This is a genomic window from Telmatospirillum sp. J64-1, assembly GCF_006980715.1.
Lineage (GTDB): Bacteria > Pseudomonadota > Alphaproteobacteria > Rhodospirillales > Magnetospirillaceae > Oleiliquidispirillum > Oleiliquidispirillum nitrogeniifigens.
Window position 1 is genome coordinate 17800 of sequence record NZ_SBHN01000030.1, and the last position, 19620, is coordinate 37419.

The window sequence follows — 19620 nt, forward strand, 5'->3', positions numbered from 1 at the left end:
ATATAAGCGGTGGAAACATCACAAGAAACAATCACCGTGCCACCAGCCGCCACCGCGCCACATCTTCCGCACAGGGCCACCGGCAAGCAAGCCGCCGACGAGAATTTCCCCGTCGGCTCGATACTGCTGCCGCGCAGCCTGCGCCCGGCGGTGCACGAATTCTACCGCTTCGCCCGCAAGGCCGACGACATCGCCGACAATCCCACCCTGTCGATCGATGAAAAGCTAATCCGCCTGGACGAGATGGAAAACCATCTACCGTCGGCCGGTGCCCCCCATGCCAGAACCCTGCTCGATGCCTTCCGGCGCGACGCCCTGAACCCGCCCTGCCGCGACTGGGCCGAACTGATCGAGTATTGCCGCCTCTCGGCCATGCCGGTGGGACGCTTCCTGCTCGACCTGCATGGCGAAGGGACGCCCCCGCACCACGCCTCGGATGCCCTTTGCGCCGCCTTGCAGATCCTCAATCATCTCCAGGACTGCCGGGAAGATTACGTCGAGATGGGGCGGGTCTATCTGCCCCGGAACTGGCTGCCCGATCCCTCTGTCCTGGACGCCCCCGCCGCCAGCCCGGAACTGCGCAAGGTACTGGACCGCTGCCTGGACGGCGTGGACGCATTGCTGGCAGAGGCCCGCCCCCTGCCCCGTCTGATCGCCCATCGCCGCCTGCGCATGGAAGCCGCCGTGATCCTGGATCTGGCCCGCCGCCTCACACTCCTGCTGCGCAAGCGCGATCCTCTGGCCGGGCCGGTGAAGCTGCGCAGGCGCGACAAGGCGGCCGCCCTCCTGACTGGATTGGCGGCTCTATGAAGGACGATTTCTCCCAGGTCGCGGCCATCGTCCGCCAGTCGCGCAGTTCCTTCTATTGGGGCATGCGCCTGTTGCCGCGGGCCAAGCGCGAAGCCATGTTCGCCGTCTACGCCTATTGCCGCATCCTCGACGACATCGCCGACGAACCGGCCGCACCTGAGGAAAAGCTGCGCCTGCTGGCCGGCTGGCGGTCGGAAGTGGCGGCCTTGTATGACGGCCACCCAAGCCAACCGGTCTCGCGCCTGCTGGCCCGCGCCCTGCCCCGCTTCGGCCTGGAACGCGCCGAACTGGAAGCGTTGATCGACGGCATGGAAATGGATGTGCGCGGCTGCATGCGCGGCCCGTCGCGCGACGAACTCGGGCTCTATTGCCGCCGCGTGGCCGGAGCGGTCGGGCTGCTGTCCGTCCGCATCTTCGGCTGCCCCGAGCCGCAAGCCCGGCGCTTCGCCGAAGTCCTGGGCGAAGCCCTGCAACTGACGAATATCCTGCGCGACCTCAAGGAGGATGCCGTGCTGGGGCGCCTCTATCTGCCCACCGAAGCCTTGGACCAGGCGGGAATCACGATCCGCGATCCGGCTGCGGTCCTGGACCATCCCGCCTTGCCGCAAGCCTGCGAGGCCGTGGCCCAGGAAGCGGAAGCCTTGTTCGATCAAGCCGCCATGCTGCTGCAGGACTGCAACCGCCGCCGCTTGCGTCCGGCGGTGGTGATGATGGCCACCTATCGCCGCCTGCTGGAACGGCTGCGCCAGCGCGGCTGGCAGAGCATCGAAAAGCGGGAGCGCCTGCCCCGCCTGGAACGGCTGTGGATCGTGCTGCGCCATACCCTTCCCTTGGCCCGATGAAGCTGCACGTCATCGGTGCCGGATTGGCCGGTCTGGCCTGCGCCCTGGAAGCCGCCGAAGCCGGGGCGGAGGTCGTCCTGCACGAAGCCACGGCGCAGGCCGGGGGGCGCTGCCGCTCCTTCCACGATCCCCTGCTGGACCGCATGGTCGACAATGGCAGCCACCTGCTGCTGACAGCCAATGCAGAGGTGCTCGACTTTCTGAAACGCGGCGGCGGCCATTCCCTGCTGCACGAGATTACGCCCGCCCGCTTCCCCATGTACGACCTGACGAAGGGGCGCCTTCACATGATCCGCCCGGGCAAGATCCCGCCCGGACTGGGCTGGCGCGATCTGTGGGGAGTGTGGCAATTGCGCAAGGGCCGGGGCACAGTCGCCGACTGCCTGCGGAAGGCCCCGCTCTACCGCCTGCTATGGCAGCCGCTCTGCGAGGCGGCGCTGAACACCGCCCCCGAGGAAGCCTCCGCCGCCCTGCTCTGGCAGGTCCTGAAGGAAAGCCTGCTGGCCGGGGAAAAGGCCAGCCGTCCGCTGATCGTCGAAAAGGGACTGGGACCGACCTTCATTGCCCCGGTGCTGGCCCGGCTGACGGCACTGGGGGCGGAAATCCGTTTCGGACACCGGCTGCGGGCCATTGAGGAGGATGCCCTGGTCTTCGATGACGGGCGCATCGGCTTCGGCCATGCCGTCCTTGCCCTGCCCAATGCGGCGGCGGCGGACCTTCTGCCGCAACAGGTCGAGCGCCTGCCCCATCGGGCCATCGTCAATGCCCATTACCGCCTGGACCGCCCCGTCCGCCTGCCGGGCGGCCTGCCCTTCCTGGGACTAGCCGGAGCTACCGCCCAATGGCTGTTCCTGCGCGAGGACGTGCTTTCCGTGACGGTCAGCGCCGCCGATGCCCTGGCCGCGTGCCCTACCGCCGATATCGCTCTCTTGCTGTGGCACGACGTAAGCCGGGCGCTTGGCCTCCCCGCCGTTCCTCCGGCCTGGCGCATCATCAAGGAACAGCGCGCCACCATCGTCCAAACGCCGCAGACGGAGGCCTTTCGCAATAGGCTCCGCCGCTCCACCTCCCCCCATAGTCGTGTCTTCCTTGCGGGGGACTGGACCGAGGCGGGACTCCCCTGCACCATGGAGGCCGCAATCCGGTCAGGCCGACGCGCGGCTCGGGCCGTTATCGCCGTGGCCGCGAATTGGGACGGCAGGACTTCACAAAATGGTGAACCCGCCATATCTTGTGGGCACCTTTAGAGGTTTTCCAATATATCCATAGAGGCGCAAATGGCTTTCGAACTGCCCCCCCTTCCTTATCCGCATGACGCTCTCGAGCCGCATATGTCGGCCAACACGCTGGGCTTCCACCACGACAAGCACCACCAGGCCTATGTCACCAACCTGAACAACCTGGTGAAGGATACCCCGCTGGCTTCCAAGTCGCTTGAAGAGATCATCAAGGAAACCTTCGGCGATTCCTCGAAGCTGGGCGTCTTCAACAATGCCGCTCAGGTGTGGAACCACACCTTCTTCTGGCACTGCATGAAGAAGGGCGGCGGCGGCAAGCCCACGGGCGAAGTGCTGAGCCGCATTGAAGCCGATTTCGGCTCCTACGAGAAGTTCGCCGAAGAATTCAAGAACGCCGCCGTGACCCAGTTCGGCAGCGGCTGGGCCTGGCTGGCCGTGGATGGCGGCAAGCTCAAGATCGTCAAGACCCCCAACGCCGAAAACCCGATGGCCCTGGGCATGACCGCCCTGCTGACCTGCGACGTCTGGGAACATGCCTACTACCTGGACTTCCAGAACCGCCGCCCCGATTTCGTCCAGACCTTCCTGGACCACCTGGTGAACTGGGACTTCGTGGCCGAGAACCTGAAGAAGGCCGCCTAAACCCTCTTCCGACGGCTGAAATGCAAACGGGGCTCCGCAAGGAGCCCCGTTTTATATTGCCCGGAAGACCACCGCATCAGATCGCGAGCAGGGCGGCGGCGACGCGCCTTTCTTCCGAAAGCAGGACGTTATAGGTCCGGCAGGCAGCACCGGTATCCATTCCCTCGATGACGATGCCCACCGAACGGAAGGACTCTCGCAGGGCACGCGGCAGCATGGCCGTGCGTTCGCCGCAGCCGATCAGCAGGATTTCGATCCGCGGCTCGGCATCCCGCAAGGGCATCAGGCTTTCCGCCGAAACCTCCTCCATCCCCGAAACCGGCCAAGCCAGGGTCGCGAAGGGGTGGACGAGGACCGAGCCCTCATGGCGGACGCCGCTGATGCGGAATCCGCCCTCGCCATAGCCTTGGATGAGTTGCCGGTCGCCCGGCACGACAGGTGTGATATCCATCTTGCCCTATATGGAAGGCAGGACCGGCCAGGAAAGCCTAGCCGGCCGCCCTTTCTTCACTTTTCGCCTTTTCGCTTTCCTCTTCTTCCTCTCCTTCGCCGCTGTCGGAGTGGCGGAGGTTGAAGTAGACGAGGATCGGCATCGCCACATAGATCGACGAGAAAGTGCCGATGACCACGCCGAAGATCATCGCGGCGCTGAAGCCGCGCAGCACGTCCCCACCGAAGAAGAACAATGCCACGACCGCCAGCAGAGTGGTCACGCCGGTCAGCAAGGTGCGGCTGAGCGTTTCGTTGGCCGACAGGTTGAGCAGGTCGAGCAACGGCATGCTCTTGTACTTGCGCAGGTTCTCGCGCACGCGGTCATAGGACACCACGGTGTCGTTGATGGAATAACCGGCGATGGTCAGGATCGCCGCCACCGTCGTCAGGTTGAACTCCATCCCCGTCAAGGCGAAGAAACCGAACGTGGCGATGACGTCGTGGAAGGTCGCCACCAATGCGCCCACGCCGAATTGCCATTCGAAGCGGAACCAGACATAGGCGGCGATCGCCAGGATGGACAGGGCGATGGCCAAGGTGCCGTCCCGCACCAGTTCCGCCCCGACCTTGGGACCGACGACCTCGGTGCGGCGGATCTGCACGTCATCGCCCAACGCCTGGCGGACCTGCTGAAGGGCCGCCAGTTGGGCCTCTTCGCCGCCTTCCTGGCGCTGCACGCGGATCATCACTTCATCGCCGTTCGTGCCGATGCCCTGCAGGGCGACCTCGCCCAGGCCCAGCCCGCCCAGGCTCTGGCGCATCTGCGCCAGATTGGCCGGACCTTCGGTGCGGACTTCGAGAAGAAGGCCGCCACGGAAGTCGATCCCGAAGTTCAACCCATTGACGGCCAGGGCCGCCACCGAACCGACCATGATGACGGCGGTGACGAGGAAGGCGATCATGCGCTTGCCGATGAAGTCGAAGTTGAACTTCTGCGGCATGTATTTGAGAAGGGCCATTATTCGAGCCTCAAACCGGCAGGGACTTAGGCTTGCTGTAACGCAGCCAAGTGGACATCAACAGGCGGGTCACCCAGACGGCCGTGAACATGGAGGTGACCAAGCCGATCGCCAGGGTCACCGCGAACCCGCGCACCGGACCCGATCCGAACTGGAACAGCAGGATCGCCGCCACCAGCGTGGTCAGGTTGGAATCGAGGATGGTGACGATGGCGCGCTTGAAGCCGGCATCGACCGCATTGATCAGGCTGCGTCCATTGCGCATTTCCTCGCGGATGCGCTCGAAGATCAGCACGTTGGCGTCCACCGCCATGCCGAGCGTGAGCACGATACCGGCGATACCCGGCAATGTCAGCGTGGCCCCCAGCAGGGACAGGGCCCCCAGCAGCAGCGCAAGGTTGACCAGCAGGGCGATGTTGGCGAACACACCCAAAGTGCCGTAGGCGACCAGCATGAAGGCCAGCACCAGCACCAAGCCGAGCACCGTGGCGATCTGACCGGCGCGGATCGAATCCGCCCCCAGGTCCGGGCCGACGGTACGTTCCTCCAGCACCACCAGCGGCGCGGGCAGAGCACCGGCACGCAGCAGCAGGGCCAGGTCGTTGGCTTCCTGAACCGAGAAACGGCCGGTGATGACGCCGCTGCCGCCCAGGATCGGCTCGCGGATCGAAGGCGCGCTGATGACCTGGTTGTCCAGAACGATCGCCAGCTGGCGGTTGACGTTCTGCTGGGTCAGGTCGCCGAAGCGGCGCGCGCCTTGGGTATTGAAGCGGAAGCTGACGACCGGGCGATTGTCCTGGAAGGCCGGCTGGCTGTCCACCAGCAGATCACCGGACAATTCGACACGGCGGCGCACCACGTAGTGGGCCGGTTGGCCCGACATGTCCTGTTCGATGCTGGGTAGCAGCATGGACCCGGGAGGCACGCGGCCGCGCAGGGCTTCCTCGACGCTGGTCGAATGGTCCACCAGATGGAAGCTGAGAACGGCGGTGCGGCCCAGCAATTCCTTGACGCGCTCGGGCTCCGACACGCCCGGCAGCTGGACCAGGATGCGGTCCTCGCCCTGGCGCTGGATGGTCGGTTCGCGGGTGCCCAATTCGTCGATACGGCGGCGCACGATCTCGATGGACTGGTTCACCACCGCGTTGCGGCGCACGGTCTGGGCCTGTTCCGTATAGGTCAGGACCGCCAGTCCGTTGTCGCGGACCTGGACTTCCACGTCGCTGTCCAGGCGGCGCAGCGAATTACGCGCCTCTTCGAACTGGGCCTGATCGAGCAGGCGTAGCTGGACGCTGGTGCCCACCACGCCCAGATCGGCATAGCGGATGCGGTTCTGGCGCATGTCGTTGCGCACCGCTTCCACCAGGCTGTTGAGCTGCTCTTGCAGCACAGCCTGCACATCCACTTCGAGCAACAGGTGCGAACCGCCCTGAAGATCGAGGCCCAGATTGACCGGCTGATACCAGTCCGGCAACTGATCGGCCTGTTGCCGGGAAAGAAGGTTTGGCGCGGCAAAAACAAAGCCGGCCAGGCAGACCGCAAGGATCAGCGCGATCTTCCATTTAGAGAAATAGATCATAACCCTGTGAGCCTCGCTGGCCGGCTTGCGGCCCTGTTACTTCTTCGGAGCTTCGGCGTTTTCTTCAGCCTCAGCTTCGTCCTCTTCCTTGACCTTCTGGCTGGCAACCGGTTCGGTCTTGGACAGCACGTCGGCAATGGTCGCGCGGGCCACTTTCACGCGCACATTATCGGCGATCTCGACCACCACTTCGGAGTCGTTCACCACCTTGGTGATCTGACCGATGATGCCACCACCGGTGACAACACGGTCGCCGCGGCGCAGATTCGACAGCATTTCGCGATGCTGCTTCAGCTTCTTCTGCTGCGGACGGATGAGGAGAAAATAAAAAACGACAAAAATCAGAATGAGAGGCAGAAAAGCCTCGATGCCACCCATGCCGCCGCCACCGGCGGCCTGAGCGTATGCGGGGGAAATCAACATTGTTTAAACTCCTCATGCCTTCGGCAAAGCCAGCCGGAATATAGCCGCCTTCCACTGTGATGCAAACGCTAACCTGGCAAATTTCCATTGGCAGGGCTGGTTTTCCCCTGATCGTGCAGCCCCCGCGTTGACCCTGCGGGGCTTTGTGCTAGGGTCTTTGCCCCCTAATCACATATCCTCCGCAGCAAGGTAAGAGAGATGACCGAGCCCGAAATCCTGCCCCTTCTGCGCCGCATCGCCGACGCCCTCGACCGTATGGCTCCGCCGCAGCCGCAGGGTGCGGATCTCGGCGCCGCCGATGCCTTCGTCTGGCATTCCGAGCCCGATTGGCTGGAGCCCGTGGCCAAGGTCAACCGGATCGAGATCGACCTGCTGCAGGGGGTCGAGCATCAGCGCCAGACGCTGCTGGACAATACCCGGCGCTTCGCCCAAGGCCTGTCGGCAAACAACGCGCTGCTTTGGGGCGCACGCGGCACCGGCAAGAGCTCGCTGGTCAAGGCCGTCCATGCCGCCGTCAACGAAGAGGCGCCCGGCAGCCTGGCCTTGATCGAAATCCACCGCGAGGACATCCCGTCCCTGCCCCGCCTGCTGCACCTGGTGCGCAACCAGCCGCGCCGCTGCGTGATCTTCTGCGACGACCTCTCCTTCGATGCCGAGGACGATACCTACAAGTCGCTGAAGGCCGTGCTGGACGGCGGCATCGAGGGACGGCCGGAAAACGTGGTCTTCTACGCCACCTCGAACCGGCGCCACCTGATGGCCCGGGACATGATCGAGAACGAACGCGCCACCGCCATCAATCCCGGCGAGGCAGTCGAGGAAAAGGTGTCGCTGTCCGACCGTTTCGGCCTGTGGCTCGGCTTCCACAACCTGGACCAGCCGACCTATCTGCGTATCATCGAGGGCTATGCCCGCCACTGGAAGCTCGACATCACGCCCGAGGAACTGCGCGCCCAGGCCATCGAATGGTCGGTCACGCGCGGCGCGCGTTCGGGCCGCGTGGCTTGGCAGTTCACCCAGGACCTGGCGGGCCGCCTCGGCCAGAAACTGGGCTGAAAAGCTCCACCTTCACGTCCACCAGATAGCCCAAGGGGTCCACCGCCTTGGACCCCTGGCGCAATTCGAAATGCAGCTGCGGCGTGGAGACATTGCCGGTGCTGCCGACGGTGGCGATGGGCTGGCCGCGGGTCACGCTCTCGCCCCGGTTGACCAGCAGCTTGTCGTTATGCGCATAGGCGGTCATCCAGCCATCCGCATGCTTGATCAGCAGCAGGTTGCCGAAACCGCGCAATTCGTTGCCGGCATAGGCCACCACGCCGTTCTGGGCGGCCACCACCGTGGTGCCGCGCGGAGCGGCGATATTCAGGCCGTCATTATGCAGCCCCTTGCCCGAGGGACCGAACTTGGCGATCACCTCTCCCCGCACCGGCCAAGCGAATTTCGGCCCGCCCACCATGGGCGGCGGCTGGGGAACGCTGGCGGGTGGCGGCGCGGGCGGCGGAGCGGTCTTCACCTGACTGGCCGGCTGGGCCGGCGGAGGCGATGACGGACGGTTCGCCGACGGAGCCGGGGCGGTGGCCGATGATTGGCTGGAGCTGGGACGCTGGGCGCTCGATGGCGCGGGTGCGGCCGGAGCCTGGGCCGTTTGCGTTCGGGAGGGTGCCGGGGTGCTGGTCGTGCTGCGCGTGCCGCCCGAGGCGTTGGGAGACGTGACGATGATGGTCGAACCCTGCCCGCCCCGCTGTGCCGGAGACGATGGCGTGGTCTGGCGCGTGGAAGGGGCCGGCTGCGGCGGAGGCGCCGTCGCCACCCTGGTCGTCTGAGCCGAATTGCCCGGCAGCGCCAAACGCTGGCCGACGAGAATCTTGTAGGGCGGCTCCAGCCCGTTGATCCGGGCGATGGCCTGGGGCTGCACCCCGTACTGCCTTGCAATGCCGTAGAGAGTATCGCCGCGCTGAACCCGATGTTCGCGCGGCGCCCGCAGGATCAGCCTTTGGCCGATCGCCAAGCGGTAAGGCGGCGTCAGCCCGTTGGCGTCGATGATGTCTCGCACCGTCAGGTTATGCTGACGGGCGATGCCATAAACGGTATCCCCCCGCTTGACCACATAGCCGCCGGCAGGAATAGCCTGCACGGCAGCAGGACGGCCCTGCGACACAGGTGCCTGATGGCCTCCCCCGGCGCAGGCCGACAGCATCAGGCCGCAGAGGGCAAGCGGCAACAGACGAAGCACGGCACGTGTCATGGAGGCACTATACGAAATAGGATAGGCCGCCACAACGACTAGGGAAGGATCAGGGGAAGACCTTCTCAAGTTCCTGCATGGTCCGGCGCGAGGTCAGGTCGGTGCAGAGGGGCGTGACCGAGATGGCGCCGCGATGGACGGCCTCGAGATCGGTCCCCTCCTGTCCCCGATCCTCGGCCCGTTGGGCACCGATCCAGACATAGGGTTCGCCGCGCGGGTCCTGGCGCTCCATCAATTCGTCGCCGAGCTTGCGCCGTCCCTGGCGGACCACCTCGATCCCCGTGACCTGTTCGTGATGCAGGTCGGGAAAGTTGACGTTGATCAGCACGTTCTTCGCCCAACCCACGGCGGTGACGCGGCGGATGATATCGGCGGCGAAATATTCGGCCGTGTCCCACTTCACCGCCTGCCCCGGCGACAGCATCTGGCTGAAGGCGATGGCGGGCACCCCCAGCAGGGTCGCCTCCATGGCGGCGGCCACCGTGCCGGAATAGGTCACGTCCTCGCCCAGGTTGCCGCCGCGATTGACCCCCGAGAGGACGAGATGCGGCTTCTTGTCCTTGAGCAGGTGGTTGATCGCCAGCAGCACGCTGTCGGTGGGCGTGCCGTCCACGGCATAGCGGCGGCGCGAGACGCGGCGGATGCGCAAGGGACGGCGGATCGTCAGGGAATGGGCGACGGCGCTTTGTTCGGTTTCGGGCGCCACGACCCAGACATCCTTGGAGATGCTGCGCGCCACCCGCTCCAGGATCTTGATACCCGGAGCGGTGATGCCGTCGTCGTTGGAAACCAGGATGCGCGCGGTCGACAGGTCTTCGACGGGCTTAAACATCGGGGCGGATCACCTCCAGCCCGCCCATATAGGGGCGCAGGGCCTCGGGGATCACCACCGAACCGTCTTCCTGCTGGTAATTCTCCAGCACCGCCACCAGCGTGCGGCCCACCGCGAGGCCCGAGCCGTTGAGCGTATGGACGAAGCGGGTCGTCTTTTCGCCATTGGGACGGAAGCGCGCTTTCATGCGGCGGGCTTGGAAGTCGCCGCAATTGGACACGCTGGAAATCTCGCGATAGGTGTTCTGGCCGGGCAGCCAGACCTCGATGTCATAGGTCTTGCGTGCGCCGAAGCCCATGTCGCCGGTGCAGAGCACCACCACCCGATAGGCGAGGCCCAGGCGCTTGAGCACTTCCTCGGCCGCCGAGAGCATGCGCTGATGCTCTTCCTCGGAATGGTCGGGATGGGCGACGGCCACCAGTTCCACCTTGCTGAACTGGTGCTGGCGGATCATGCCGCGCGTATCCTTGCCCGCCGAACCGGCCTCCGAACGGAAGCAGGGCGTCAGGGCGGTCATGCGGATCGGCAGGCGGTTTTCCTCGATGATCTCGTCGGCCACCAGATTGGTCAGCGGCACTTCCGCCGTGGGGATCAGCCAGAAGCCCTCGCCCGTGCGGAACAGGTCTTCCCCGAATTTGGGAAGCTGGCCGGTGCCATACAGGGCAGCATCGCGGACCAGCAAGGGCGGATTATGTTCGACGAAGCCGTGTTCTCCCGTCTGGATATCCAGCATGAAGGCGCCCAGGGCGCGTTCCAGGCGGGCCAGGGCGCCCTTCAGGACGACAAAGCGCGCGCCCGAGAGCTTGGCCGCGCCCGAGAAATCCATCAGGCCCAGCCCCTCGCCGATGGCGTCATGCTCGCGCGGCTGAAAGGAAAATGCCGGAGGCTCGCCGACCCGACGGATTTCGACATTGTCCCCCTCGTCCGCGCCGTCGGGCACATCCTCGGCGGGGAGATTGGGCAGGGCCATCAGCAGCGCGTCCAGTTCCTCGCCCAGGCTCTTCTCCTCGGCCTCGACGGCGGGGATGCGTTCCTTCAGGTCGGCCACTTCGGCCATCAGGGCCGAGGCGTCCTCGCCATTGCGCTTGGCCATGCCGATGGCCTTCGAGGCCTCGTTGCGGCGCGCCTGCATTTCCTGGAAGGCCGTCTGGGCGGCGCGGCGGCGGGAGTCGAGGTCGAGAATCTGCGGCGACTGGGGATCGAGACCCCGGCGCTTCAAGCCGGCATCAAAAGCCTCGGGATTGTCGCGGATCGACTTCAGATCGTGCATACGCAGGCCCTCTATTCGCTAAGGCGTTCAGAGTGCTGCTTATAAGGCCGCCGCCGCCCCTTGTCACGGGGGGTTGCGACGAAGGGCATAGCGGGAAGGCAAAAGAAAAAGGGGGATGTACAGGAACATCCCCCTTTTGATCAGGTGGCATTGTTGAAATCTGTTTCATCAATGCCGCTATTGGTGGCCGTAACGGATTTCGATGCGGCCGGGCTCGTGGCGGGCTGCCCCTCCTCCTCCGCTTCCGCCTTGGCCCTGCGCCGTTCCACCAGCTTGGCCGAGAGAATGGAAATCTCGTAGAGCAGGATCATGGGCAAAGCGAGGCCGATCTGGCTGATGACGTCGGGCGGCGTGACGATGGCCGCGAAGACGAAGACGCCGACGATGGCATAGCGCCTCTTCGCCGCCAGGGCCTGGGAACTGACCAGACCGACGCGGGCCAGCAGGGTCAGCAGCACCGGCAACTGGAAGGCCAAGCCGAAGGCGAAGATCAGCTTCATCACCAGCGACAGATATTCGCCGACCTTGGCTTCGAGCTGGATCGGCAGCGCCGTGCCCCCGGCACTGGCCGTCTCGAAGCTGATGAAGAAGTGCCAGGCCATGGGCAGGATCAGGTAATAGACCAGGGCCGCGCCGATGGTAAAAAGGATCGGCGTGGCGACGAGGAAGGGCAGGAAGGCCTTGCGCTCGTGCTTGTACAGGCCCGGCGCCACGAAGGCCCAAAGCTGTCCGGCGAAGATCGGGAAGCAGATATAGAGCGCCGCGAAGCCCGCCACCTTCAGGTAGGTAAAGAAGGCCTCGGTCAGCGCCGTATAGATCATGCGCCGCTCGCCGCCCTGTTCGTGCAGGATGTCGGCCAGCGGCTGCACCAGGAAGCCGTAGATCGGTTCCGCGAAATAATAGCAGACGAAGAAGGCGACGATGAACGCCACCACGGAATAGAGAAGTCTGCGCCGCAACTCGATCAGATGTTCGAGCAACGGCATCTTCGCATCGTCAGGAGTCTGGCTCACGGCTTGCCGGGGTCAGTTTTAGGGGGAATGCCCTGGGATGAATCGCTCTCGGCGGCAGCCGGTGGCAATTCGGGCACGGGAGTCGTCTCCGGCACCGGCGTGGCCGACGGCGGAGCGGCTGCGGACGAGACAGTCTTGCCTTCTTCGAGGCGCAGGGCCTTTTCCATCTCACCCTTGGGGTCGATGGTTTTTTCCACTTCGCGCTTGAAGTTGGTATTGCCGATCCGTTCGACCTGTTTCTTCACGTCGGACAGTTCGGCTTCCTCGACCATGTCGTCCACGGCCTTGTGGAATTCACCCGCGAGCGAGCGGGCCTTGCGCACCCATTTCGCGGCGGTACGCAAGGCCAACGGCAAGTCTTTCGGGCCAATGACGAGAAGGGCGACCACGACGATGACCGCCATCTCCTCGAAGCCAAGATCCAGCATCCGGAGTCTTCTTCCCGAAAGGGATTAATGCTTGGCCGCTTCGTCCTTCTGGGCCGAAGCGTTCGCGGTATGGACGACCTTCTCGCCCTCGATGGCCTTCGTCTCGCCGCTCCGGGACTGCGACTCGTCCTCGTCCTTCAGGCCGCTCTTGAAGGCCTTGATGCCCTTCGCCATGTCGCCGGCCAGCTTCGGGATCTTGCCCGCGCCGAACAGCAGCAGCACGATGACGAGGACGACGAGCCAATGCCAAATGCTGAAAGTACCCATAACCCTTGCTCTCTCCCGGTCTCATCGGAATTCGTTGACGGATCATCGCAAATCCGGTGCCCTGCCGCAATGGGCAGGGGCACACTATCCATCTTTTCCGTCCAACGAAGGTGATATCACCCTTTTTGCGCGGGAAAGACGAAACATTGCCCCCGGTCCAGGCGCACCTTCATGATCTCGTCCTCGGCAGGCAGGAAACGGCCGGGCATCCGCGAATGCAGGTGCAGATGCGCGCCTTGCGCATCGCCGACGCAGAGATGGACCAGCGACGACCGCCCCAGCAGGCGCGAGGCCACGACCTTCGCCGCCCCATCCCCCTCGTCCCCTTCCGCCGGGGACAGGAACAGCGCTTCCGGGCGGATCAGGATCTCGGCCTCGGCGCCCTCGCCCAAGCCCGGCGCCGAAAGGCGGCCGAAGGGGGTTTCCACCTCGCCGCCCCTCACCTTGCCGGTGATGCGGTTGACCTCGCCGAAGAAATTGGCGACGAAGGCCTCGACCGGATTGCAATAGAGATCGACCGGGCGGCCCAGCTGCACGATGCGGCCGTCGCGCATCAGGGCGATGCGGTCGGCCATGAACATGGCTTCCTCGGGATCGTGGGTGACCATCAGGGTGGAAACGCCCGCTTCCTTCAGGACATGCAGGGTCTGGTCGCGGACCTGATCGCGCAGGCGGGAATCCAGGCCCGAGAACGGCTCGTCCAGCAGCATCAGGCGCGGCCCGGGCGCCAGGGCGCGGGCCAGGGCGATACGCTGCTGCTGTCCGCCCGAAAGCATGTGCGGATAGGCGGAGGCATAAGCCTCCATCCCCACCTGGACCAGCACCTCGTGGATGCGCTGGCGGCGTTCGGCCACCGGCCAATGGCGCAGGCCGAAGGCGACGTTGTCGAAGACGCTGAGATGGGGAAAGAGGGCGTAATCCTGGAACAGGAAGCCGACATTGCGGTCCTCGGGGGGAATATGGACGCCGCCCTGCCCTTGCGACACCACCCGGCGGTTCAGCATGACCCGCCCCGTCTCCGGCCTTTCCAGCCCGGCGGCGATGCGCAGGGTCGTGGTCTTGCCGCAGCCCGACGGCCCCAGCAGGCAGACCAGCTCTCCCGGCTCGACCGCCAGGGAAACGCCGTCCACGACAACACGCCCGCCATAGGAATGGCCGACGTCATCCAGTACGAGGCCTTCGCCTTCGGTGACGGGAGCGGTGCCATCGAGCACGATTCGCGTCTCCTTCATTGAGCGTCTCCGGGTCGCGATTTGGCAATGATGCGGCTGAGCAGGACCACGGGGATGATCCCCACCAGCACGATGGCCAGCGCCGACGGCGCCGCCTCGCGCAGGCGTTCATCCCCCGCCAGGGCGAAGGTCCGGATCGCCAGCGTGTCGAAATTGAAGGGCCGCATGATCAGCGTCGCCGGCAATTCCTTCATCACGTCGACGAAGACCAGCACGGCGGCGGTCAGGATCGAGGAGCGGATCACCGGCACATGCACGCGGCGCAAGGTCGCCAGCGGGCCATGGCCCAGCGTGCGCGAGGCGGCCTCCATCGAGAAGGTGACCTTCGACAGGCTGGCTTCCACCGTATTGAAGGACACCGCCAGGAAGCGCACGAGATAGGCGAAGATCAGCGCCCCGATGGTGCCGGTCATCAGCAAGCCGGTGGAAATGCCGAAGGTGGCGCGCATCCAGGCATCGATGGTGTTGTCGGTCCAGACCAGCGGCACCATGATACCGACTGCGATGACTGAGCCCGGCACGGCATAGCCCATGCTGGCGATACGCACGGCGAGCTTGCTGGCCGGGCTGGCATGCAGGCGCTGCCCATAGGCCAGAAGCAGGGCGACCAGCACCGCAACGACGGCCGCGACCGAAGAAAGGATGAAGCTGTTCCAGGCCAGCGAGAAAAAGCGGGCGTCGATCATGACCGGCCCCGTCTCGAAGGACCATAGCAGCAGGGCGCCGCCGGGAAACAGGAAGCCCAGGAAGACCGGCAGGAAGCAGCCGATGAAGGCCAGCGCCGCCTTCCAGCCCTTCAGGTGGTAGCGCGGCAGGGAGCGGTAGCGGTTGGTGGTATGATGGTAGCGGGCCTGGCGCCGCGACAGGCGTTCGAGCAGCACCAGGGCGAAGACGAACAGCATCAGCACCGCGCCCAATTGCGCCGCCGCCGCCGGCTCGCGCAGGCCCAGCCAAGTGCGGTAGATGCCGGTGGTGAAGGTATCGACGGCGAAATACTGCACCGTGCCGAAATCGTTCAGCGCCTCCATCAGCGCCAGGGCGACGCCGGCGACGATGGCCGGACGCGCCAGCGGCAGCGCCACCGAGCGGAAGGCGCGCCAGGGGCCGCAGCCCAGGGTGCGGCTGGCTTCCAGCACGCAGACCGATTGCTCCAGGAAGGCGGCGCGGGAGAGCATGTAGACATAGGGGTAAAGGACCAGCGTCATCATGGCGATGGCGCCTTCCAGCGACCGGATGCGCGGGAACCAGTATTCACGCGCCGTCTGGAAGCCGAAGACGGCGCGGATGGTGGACTGGATCGGCCCCGCGAAATCCATCAGGCCGGTATAGGTATAGGCGATCACATAGGCGGGCACCGCCAGCGGCAGCAGCAGCGCCCATTCGAACTGGCGCACACCGGGAAAGCGGCACATGGTCACGGCCCAGGCCGTTCCGACCCCGATCACCAGCGTTCCGACGCCGACACCGAGCATCAGCCACAGGGAATTGGAGATGTAGCGCGGCAGAACCGTCTGCGACAGATGCGTCCAGACCTCGCCGGTGGGCACGAAGACATGGGCGAGCACCACCAGGACCGGCGTCGCCACCAGCAGGGCCACGAGGATGGTGAACAGCGACCAGCCCCAATTCCCACCACCGAACAGCCCACCTGTTCGGCGGCCGAAACGGCCCCAGGACAGAGCGGGGGTGGAAAGGTTGACGTCCGACATCAGTCTTTCTTGTTGGGCGCGGCCCAATTCCCCTTGTTAATATGAGGATATAGCATATTGCAAATGAATTGCAGCTTCAACCATCTCTTGGCGGAGGAGGCCTAATCTTCGGCAGGAATCTTATGTTTCAGCGGCAGCATCGGCGCCTCTTCCGCCAGCGGATCCAGCGGTTCGGGCATCGCTTCCTCGTCCATGTCCACCGGCGGCCCCTCTTCCTGCGCCCGGTTGGAATAGGCGGCCATGGCCGGGCGGGTATCCAGCAGGCCCGACGCCTTCAATTCCTCCAGCCCCGGCAGGTCGTCCAGGCTTTCCAGACCGAAATGGTCAAGGAAGGCATCGGTGGTCGCCCAGGTGACGGGACGGCCCGGCGTGCGGCGGCGGCCGCGCGGGCGGATCCACCCGGCCTCGAACAGCACGTCCAGCGTGCCCTTGCTCAGGGCCACCCCCCTCACCTCCTCGATCTCGGCGCGGGTGACGGGCTGGTGATAGGCGATGATGGCCAGCGTCTCCAGCGCGGCGCGGGACAGCTTGCGCCCCACCTCGGTCTCGACGCGCAGCTGCGCCGCCAGATCGGGCGCGGTGCGGAAGGCCCAGCCGCGCTCGCGCCGCACCAGAGTCACGCCACGCCCGGCATAAAGCTGGCGCAGGCGTTCGAGCAACGCCGTCACATCCGCCCCTTCGGGCAGCCGGGCGGCCAGGGCCGCTTCGTCCAGCGGCTCCGCGGAAGCGAAGATCAGCGCCTCGATCAGGCGCAGCTCATGTTCGATCATGCTCGGGATTTGAGATAGATGGGGCCGAAGGTGCCGTTATCCTGGCGCAACTCCACCCTGCCCTGCTTGGCCAGTTCCAGCATGGCGACGAAATGGGCGCAGACGGCGGAACGGTATTCCAGGCCGGGCTTCAGGTCGGCGGGCAGGAAGCGCGACAGCGTCGCCCAGTCGGGCATGCGGCCCAGCATGACCTCGAAGCGCTTCAGCGCATCGTCCACGGAATAAAGGTCCGCCGCCTCGATCTCCAGCGTCTTGACGGCGGTGCGGCGCTGGAAATCGGCATAGGCTTTCAGCAGTTCGTAGAGGCTGGCCTGGAAGACCGGGCGCGCCACCACCTCGACACCCTCCGGGGCGCCACGGGCGAAGACGTCACGGCCCAACTGTGGCCGTTCGGTCAGTTCCTTGCCCGCCTTGCGCATAGCTTCCAGGCGCTGAAGCTGGAAAGCCAGGGCGGCGGCCATCTCGGCCCCCGAGGGCTCTTCCTCGCTCACCTCGGGTTCGGGCAACAGCAGGCGGGACTTGAGATAGGCCAGCCAGGCGGCCATCACCAGATAATCGGCAGCCAGTTCCAGGTTGCGGCGGCGCACCCGCTCGACGAAGGCGAGATACTGGTCGGCCAGGGCCAGGATCGACAGGCGGGACAGATCGACCTTCTGGTCGCGCGCCAGGGTCAGCAGAAGGTCGATGGGACCTTCGAACCCGTCCAGGTCGAGGACAAGCCGTTCAAGCCTGTCCTCGCCAAGCCGATGCGCATCCTCGACGAAATCGGCGCCGTCCATGTGCTGCCCTAGACCAGCCCCAGCAGGGACAGGATCATTCCCCTCAGCCATTCCATCGGCATGCCCACCAGCCAATAGAAGACGTTGAGGTTCAGTCCCACCTGCTGGCCCAGCCACGGCAACAGGAACATGGCGCCGATCAGGATGAAGAAGCCGAAGCGCTCCAGGCGCGACAGCCGCCATGCCAGCGGATAGGGCAACAGCCCCACCGCCACGCGCCCGCCGTCCAGCGGCGGCAGCGGCAGCATGTTGAAAACCGCCAGGATCAGGTTGATGGTCAGCGAATTGGCCAGGTTCCAGGCCGCCCATTCCTGTGCCGCGGACGGCAGGTACTCGACGAGATAGAAGCCTGCCGCCGACAGGAAGGCCAGAACCAGATTGGTGGCAGGCCCGGCGGCGGCAACCAGCACCATGCCGCTACGCGGATCGCGCAGGCGTCCGAAATCCACCGGCACGGGCTTGGCCCAACCGAAAAGGAAGGGGGCGCGGGTCACCAGCAGCACGGCGGGCAGCAGGATGGTGCCCACCGGGTCCACATGGCGGAAGGGATTGAGGGTCACGCGCCCCAATTGCTTCGCCGTATCGTCTCCCAGCCGCGAGGCTGCATAGCCATGGGCCGCTTCGTGCAAGGTGATGGCCAGCAGCAGCGGAAGCGCCCAGACCGAGGCGATATAGAGGAAGTTTTCCATCAGGCGAGCAAAGACTCCAATTCGGCCAGGGCGGCCGTGCGATCCATGGTCTCGGGGCCCTTCGGGCTGGCCCTCATCGCCGCGCCACGCGCCAGGCGGGCCAAGGCCGCGTCGGTCATCGGCGTTGCGGCGGCGACGATGGCCTTCATTTCCGCCATGTCGCCATTGCAATGCAGGACCACGTCGCAACCGGCTTCCAGCGAGGCCGCAGTGCGCGCACCGAAATCGCCCTTCAGGGCCTTCATCGAGAGATCGTCCGAAAGCAGCAGGCCGTCAAAGCCGATCTCGCCGCGAACGATCTCCTCGATGACCCGCCTGGACGTAGTGGCCGGGGCGTTCGCGTCAATGGCGCGATAGACGACATGGGCCGTCATTGCCCAGGGAGCATCCTTGAGGGTAGCGAAAGGCGCGAAATCGCGCCGGCGCAACTCCTCCAGCGTTGCATCGACCACAGGCAGGTCGAGATGGCTGTCGACCATCGCCCGGCCATGGCCGGGGACATGCTTGACGATCGGGATGACGCCGCCATCCAGCATGGCCTTGCATACCACGCCGCCCAGATCGGCCACCATGCCCGGTTCCTCGCCGAAGGCGCGGTCGCCGATAACGTCATGGGCGCCCGAAACCGGGACGTCGAGGACCGGCGTGCAATCCACGTCGATGCCCAGAGCCACCAGATCGGCGGCGATCAGGCGGTTGTTGAGGTAAAGCGCGTGGCGGGCGCGCTCGATGTCCCGCCGGGCCAGGGTGGCGAAAACGGCACCGGGAGGAGCCTTGCGCCAATGCGGCGGATGCAGGCGCTGCACCCGCCCGCCTTCCTGGTCGATCAGGACCGGCGCGTCCTCCCGCCCCACGGTGGCGCGCAATTCGCCAACCAGTGCAGCCACTTGTTCGGGCGTCTTGATGTTACGCCCGAACAGGATGAAGCCGAGGGGATTGTGGCGGGTGAAGAAGTCCCGCTCTTCCTCGGTCAGGGTTGGGCCGGAACAGCCCAGGATCACGGCCAGGGGCGCCATTACTTCTTCACCACGAGGCAGCCGACCTTGCGGCCGCTCAGCTGCGTGCAGAGATTGCGGGCGGCCTGCTCGTCCAGCGGACCGGCGCGCAGGCGGAAGAACAGGCCCTTGTCGCCCAGATCGGCGCGCTGGATGTCCTGGTTCAGGCTGGACAACAGGTCGGGATGGGCCTTCTGCAGGCGCAGCCATTCCTTGACCGCCGCCTGTTCCTCGCGCAGGGCCCCCAACTGGACAAGCCAGGCCCCGTTCGGCGCGGCCTTGATGGCGGCGGCGGTCGGTGCCGGAGCGGCCGCCTGCGTGGGCGCGGGAGCCGGTGCGGCGGCAGGTGCGGGAGCAGGCGGCGCGGCGGGCCGGGCCTCGGGCGCGGGAACCACCGCCACCGGAG

The 19620-nt window shown here is 65.6% G+C and carries 22 protein-coding genes; 5 read left to right on the forward strand and 17 right to left on the reverse strand.

The window, feature by feature from the left end:
* The first annotated feature begins 36 nt into the window (after positions 1 to 36).
* The 4 genes from EPD66_RS21585 to EPD66_RS21600 are packed head-to-tail and all read left to right on the forward strand — an operon-like array spanning position 37 to position 3532.
* Positions 37 to 810 (forward strand): squalene/phytoene synthase family protein, encoded by a 774-nt coding sequence (locus tag EPD66_RS21585; protein WP_142850640.1) that lies wholly within the window; start codon positions 37 to 39, stop codon positions 808 to 810.
* A complete protein-coding gene (gene hpnD, locus EPD66_RS21590) occupies positions 807 to 1652 on the forward strand; it encodes a presqualene diphosphate synthase HpnD (protein ID WP_142850641.1) in 846 nt (281 codons plus the stop codon). Before EPD66_RS21585 ends, hpnD begins: the two co-directional genes overlap by 4 nt.
* A complete protein-coding gene (gene hpnE / locus EPD66_RS21595) occupies positions 1649 to 2899 on the forward strand; it encodes a hydroxysqualene dehydroxylase HpnE (protein ID WP_142850642.1) in 1251 nt (416 codons plus the stop codon). Before hpnD ends, hpnE begins: the two co-directional genes overlap by 4 nt.
* A gap of 30 nt (positions 2900 to 2929) precedes the next feature.
* A complete protein-coding gene (locus EPD66_RS21600) occupies positions 2930 to 3532 on the forward strand; it encodes a superoxide dismutase (protein WP_142850643.1) in 603 nt (200 codons plus the stop codon).
* Positions 3533 to 3608: 76 nt separating this feature from the next.
* On the opposite strand, the gene EPD66_RS21605 is transcribed toward EPD66_RS21600, so the two are convergent.
* From EPD66_RS21605 to yajC, 4 genes are read right to left on the reverse strand one after another with little or no spacing between them, the layout of a single operon-like run.
* Positions 3609 to 3983 (reverse strand): Mth938-like domain-containing protein, encoded by a 375-nt coding sequence (locus EPD66_RS21605; protein ID WP_142850644.1) that lies wholly within the window; start codon positions 3981 to 3983, stop codon positions 3609 to 3611.
* 37 nt (positions 3984 to 4020) lie between these two features.
* Entirely contained in the window at positions 4021 to 4983 is a 963-nt protein-coding gene (secF, locus tag EPD66_RS21610; protein WP_142850645.1) for a protein translocase subunit SecF, read from the reverse strand.
* 10 nt (positions 4984 to 4993) lie between these two features.
* Positions 4994 to 6562, reverse strand: a complete 1569-nt coding sequence (secD, locus tag EPD66_RS21615; RefSeq protein ID WP_142850646.1) for a protein translocase subunit SecD — start codon at positions 6560 to 6562, stop codon at positions 4994 to 4996.
* A 36-nt stretch (positions 6563 to 6598) separates the two neighbouring features.
* A complete protein-coding gene (gene yajC / locus EPD66_RS21620) occupies positions 6599 to 6985 on the reverse strand; it encodes a preprotein translocase subunit YajC (RefSeq protein ID WP_142850647.1) in 387 nt (128 codons plus the stop codon).
* Positions 6986 to 7183: 198 nt separating this feature from the next.
* On the opposite strand from yajC, the gene EPD66_RS21625 reads away from it, so the two are divergent.
* Entirely contained in the window at positions 7184 to 8041 is an 858-nt protein-coding gene (locus EPD66_RS21625) for an ATP-binding protein (RefSeq protein ID WP_142850648.1), read from the forward strand.
* On the opposite strand, the gene EPD66_RS21630 is transcribed toward EPD66_RS21625, so the two are convergent.
* From EPD66_RS21630 to EPD66_RS21690, 13 genes are all read right to left on the reverse strand, one after another.
* Positions 7998 to 9218: a LysM peptidoglycan-binding domain-containing M23 family metallopeptidase gene (locus tag EPD66_RS21630; protein ID WP_221931077.1), complete on the reverse strand. Its 1221-nt coding sequence runs from the start codon at positions 9216 to 9218 to the stop codon at positions 7998 to 8000. The two genes, EPD66_RS21625 and EPD66_RS21630, sit on opposite strands and share 44 nt — an antisense overlap.
* A 61-nt stretch (positions 9219 to 9279) precedes the next feature.
* Positions 9280 to 10062, reverse strand: coding sequence for a 5'/3'-nucleotidase SurE (gene surE, locus EPD66_RS21635; protein WP_142850650.1), 783 nt, complete (start codon positions 10060 to 10062; stop codon positions 9280 to 9282).
* On the reverse strand, positions 10055 to 11332 hold the full coding sequence (gene serS / locus EPD66_RS21640) for a serine--tRNA ligase (protein WP_142850651.1): 1278 nt from the start codon (positions 11330 to 11332) through the stop codon (positions 10055 to 10057). Before serS ends, surE begins: the two co-directional genes overlap by 8 nt.
* 140 nt (positions 11333 to 11472) lie before the next feature.
* Positions 11473 to 12318: a twin-arginine translocase subunit TatC gene (gene tatC, locus EPD66_RS21645; protein ID WP_142850662.1), complete on the reverse strand. Its 846-nt coding sequence runs from the start codon at positions 12316 to 12318 to the stop codon at positions 11473 to 11475.
* A gap of 23 nt (positions 12319 to 12341) precedes the next feature.
* The gene (tatB, locus tag EPD66_RS21650; protein WP_142850652.1) at positions 12342 to 12773 is read right to left on the reverse strand and encodes a Sec-independent protein translocase protein TatB; all 432 of its coding nucleotides are present in this window, start codon (positions 12771 to 12773) and stop codon (positions 12342 to 12344) included.
* Positions 12774 to 12797: 24 nt separating this feature from the next.
* Positions 12798 to 13040 carry a twin-arginine translocase TatA/TatE family subunit gene (locus EPD66_RS21655; RefSeq protein WP_142850653.1) on the reverse strand — a complete coding sequence of 81 codons (243 nt, stop codon included), beginning with the start codon at positions 13038 to 13040 and terminating at the stop codon, positions 12798 to 12800.
* A 116-nt stretch (positions 13041 to 13156) separates the two neighbouring features.
* Positions 13157 to 14272: an ABC transporter ATP-binding protein gene (locus tag EPD66_RS21660; RefSeq protein WP_142850654.1), complete on the reverse strand. Its 1116-nt coding sequence runs from the start codon at positions 14270 to 14272 to the stop codon at positions 13157 to 13159.
* Positions 14269 to 15981, reverse strand: coding sequence for an iron ABC transporter permease (locus tag EPD66_RS21665; protein WP_142850655.1), 1713 nt, complete (start codon positions 15979 to 15981; stop codon positions 14269 to 14271). Before EPD66_RS21665 ends, EPD66_RS21660 begins: the two co-directional genes overlap by 4 nt.
* 101 nt (positions 15982 to 16082) lie before the next feature.
* Positions 16083 to 16751: an SMC-Scp complex subunit ScpB gene (gene scpB, locus EPD66_RS21670; RefSeq protein WP_142850656.1), complete on the reverse strand. Its 669-nt coding sequence runs from the start codon at positions 16749 to 16751 to the stop codon at positions 16083 to 16085.
* Positions 16748 to 17530, reverse strand: coding sequence for a ScpA family protein (locus EPD66_RS21675; RefSeq protein WP_142850657.1), 783 nt, complete (start codon positions 17528 to 17530; stop codon positions 16748 to 16750). Before EPD66_RS21675 ends, scpB begins: the two co-directional genes overlap by 4 nt.
* A gap of 8 nt (positions 17531 to 17538) precedes the next feature.
* Positions 17539 to 18219, reverse strand: coding sequence for a site-2 protease family protein (locus EPD66_RS21680; RefSeq protein ID WP_142850658.1), 681 nt, complete (start codon positions 18217 to 18219; stop codon positions 17539 to 17541).
* Entirely contained in the window at positions 18219 to 19235 is a 1017-nt protein-coding gene (gene nagZ, locus EPD66_RS21685; protein WP_142850659.1) for a beta-N-acetylhexosaminidase, read from the reverse strand. Before nagZ ends, EPD66_RS21680 begins: the two co-directional genes overlap by 1 nt.
* Positions 19235 to 19620 (reverse strand): SPOR domain-containing protein (locus tag EPD66_RS21690; protein WP_142850660.1); only part of this gene is annotated, 386 nt, incomplete at its 5' end. The genes EPD66_RS21690 and nagZ, both read right to left, overlap by 1 nt.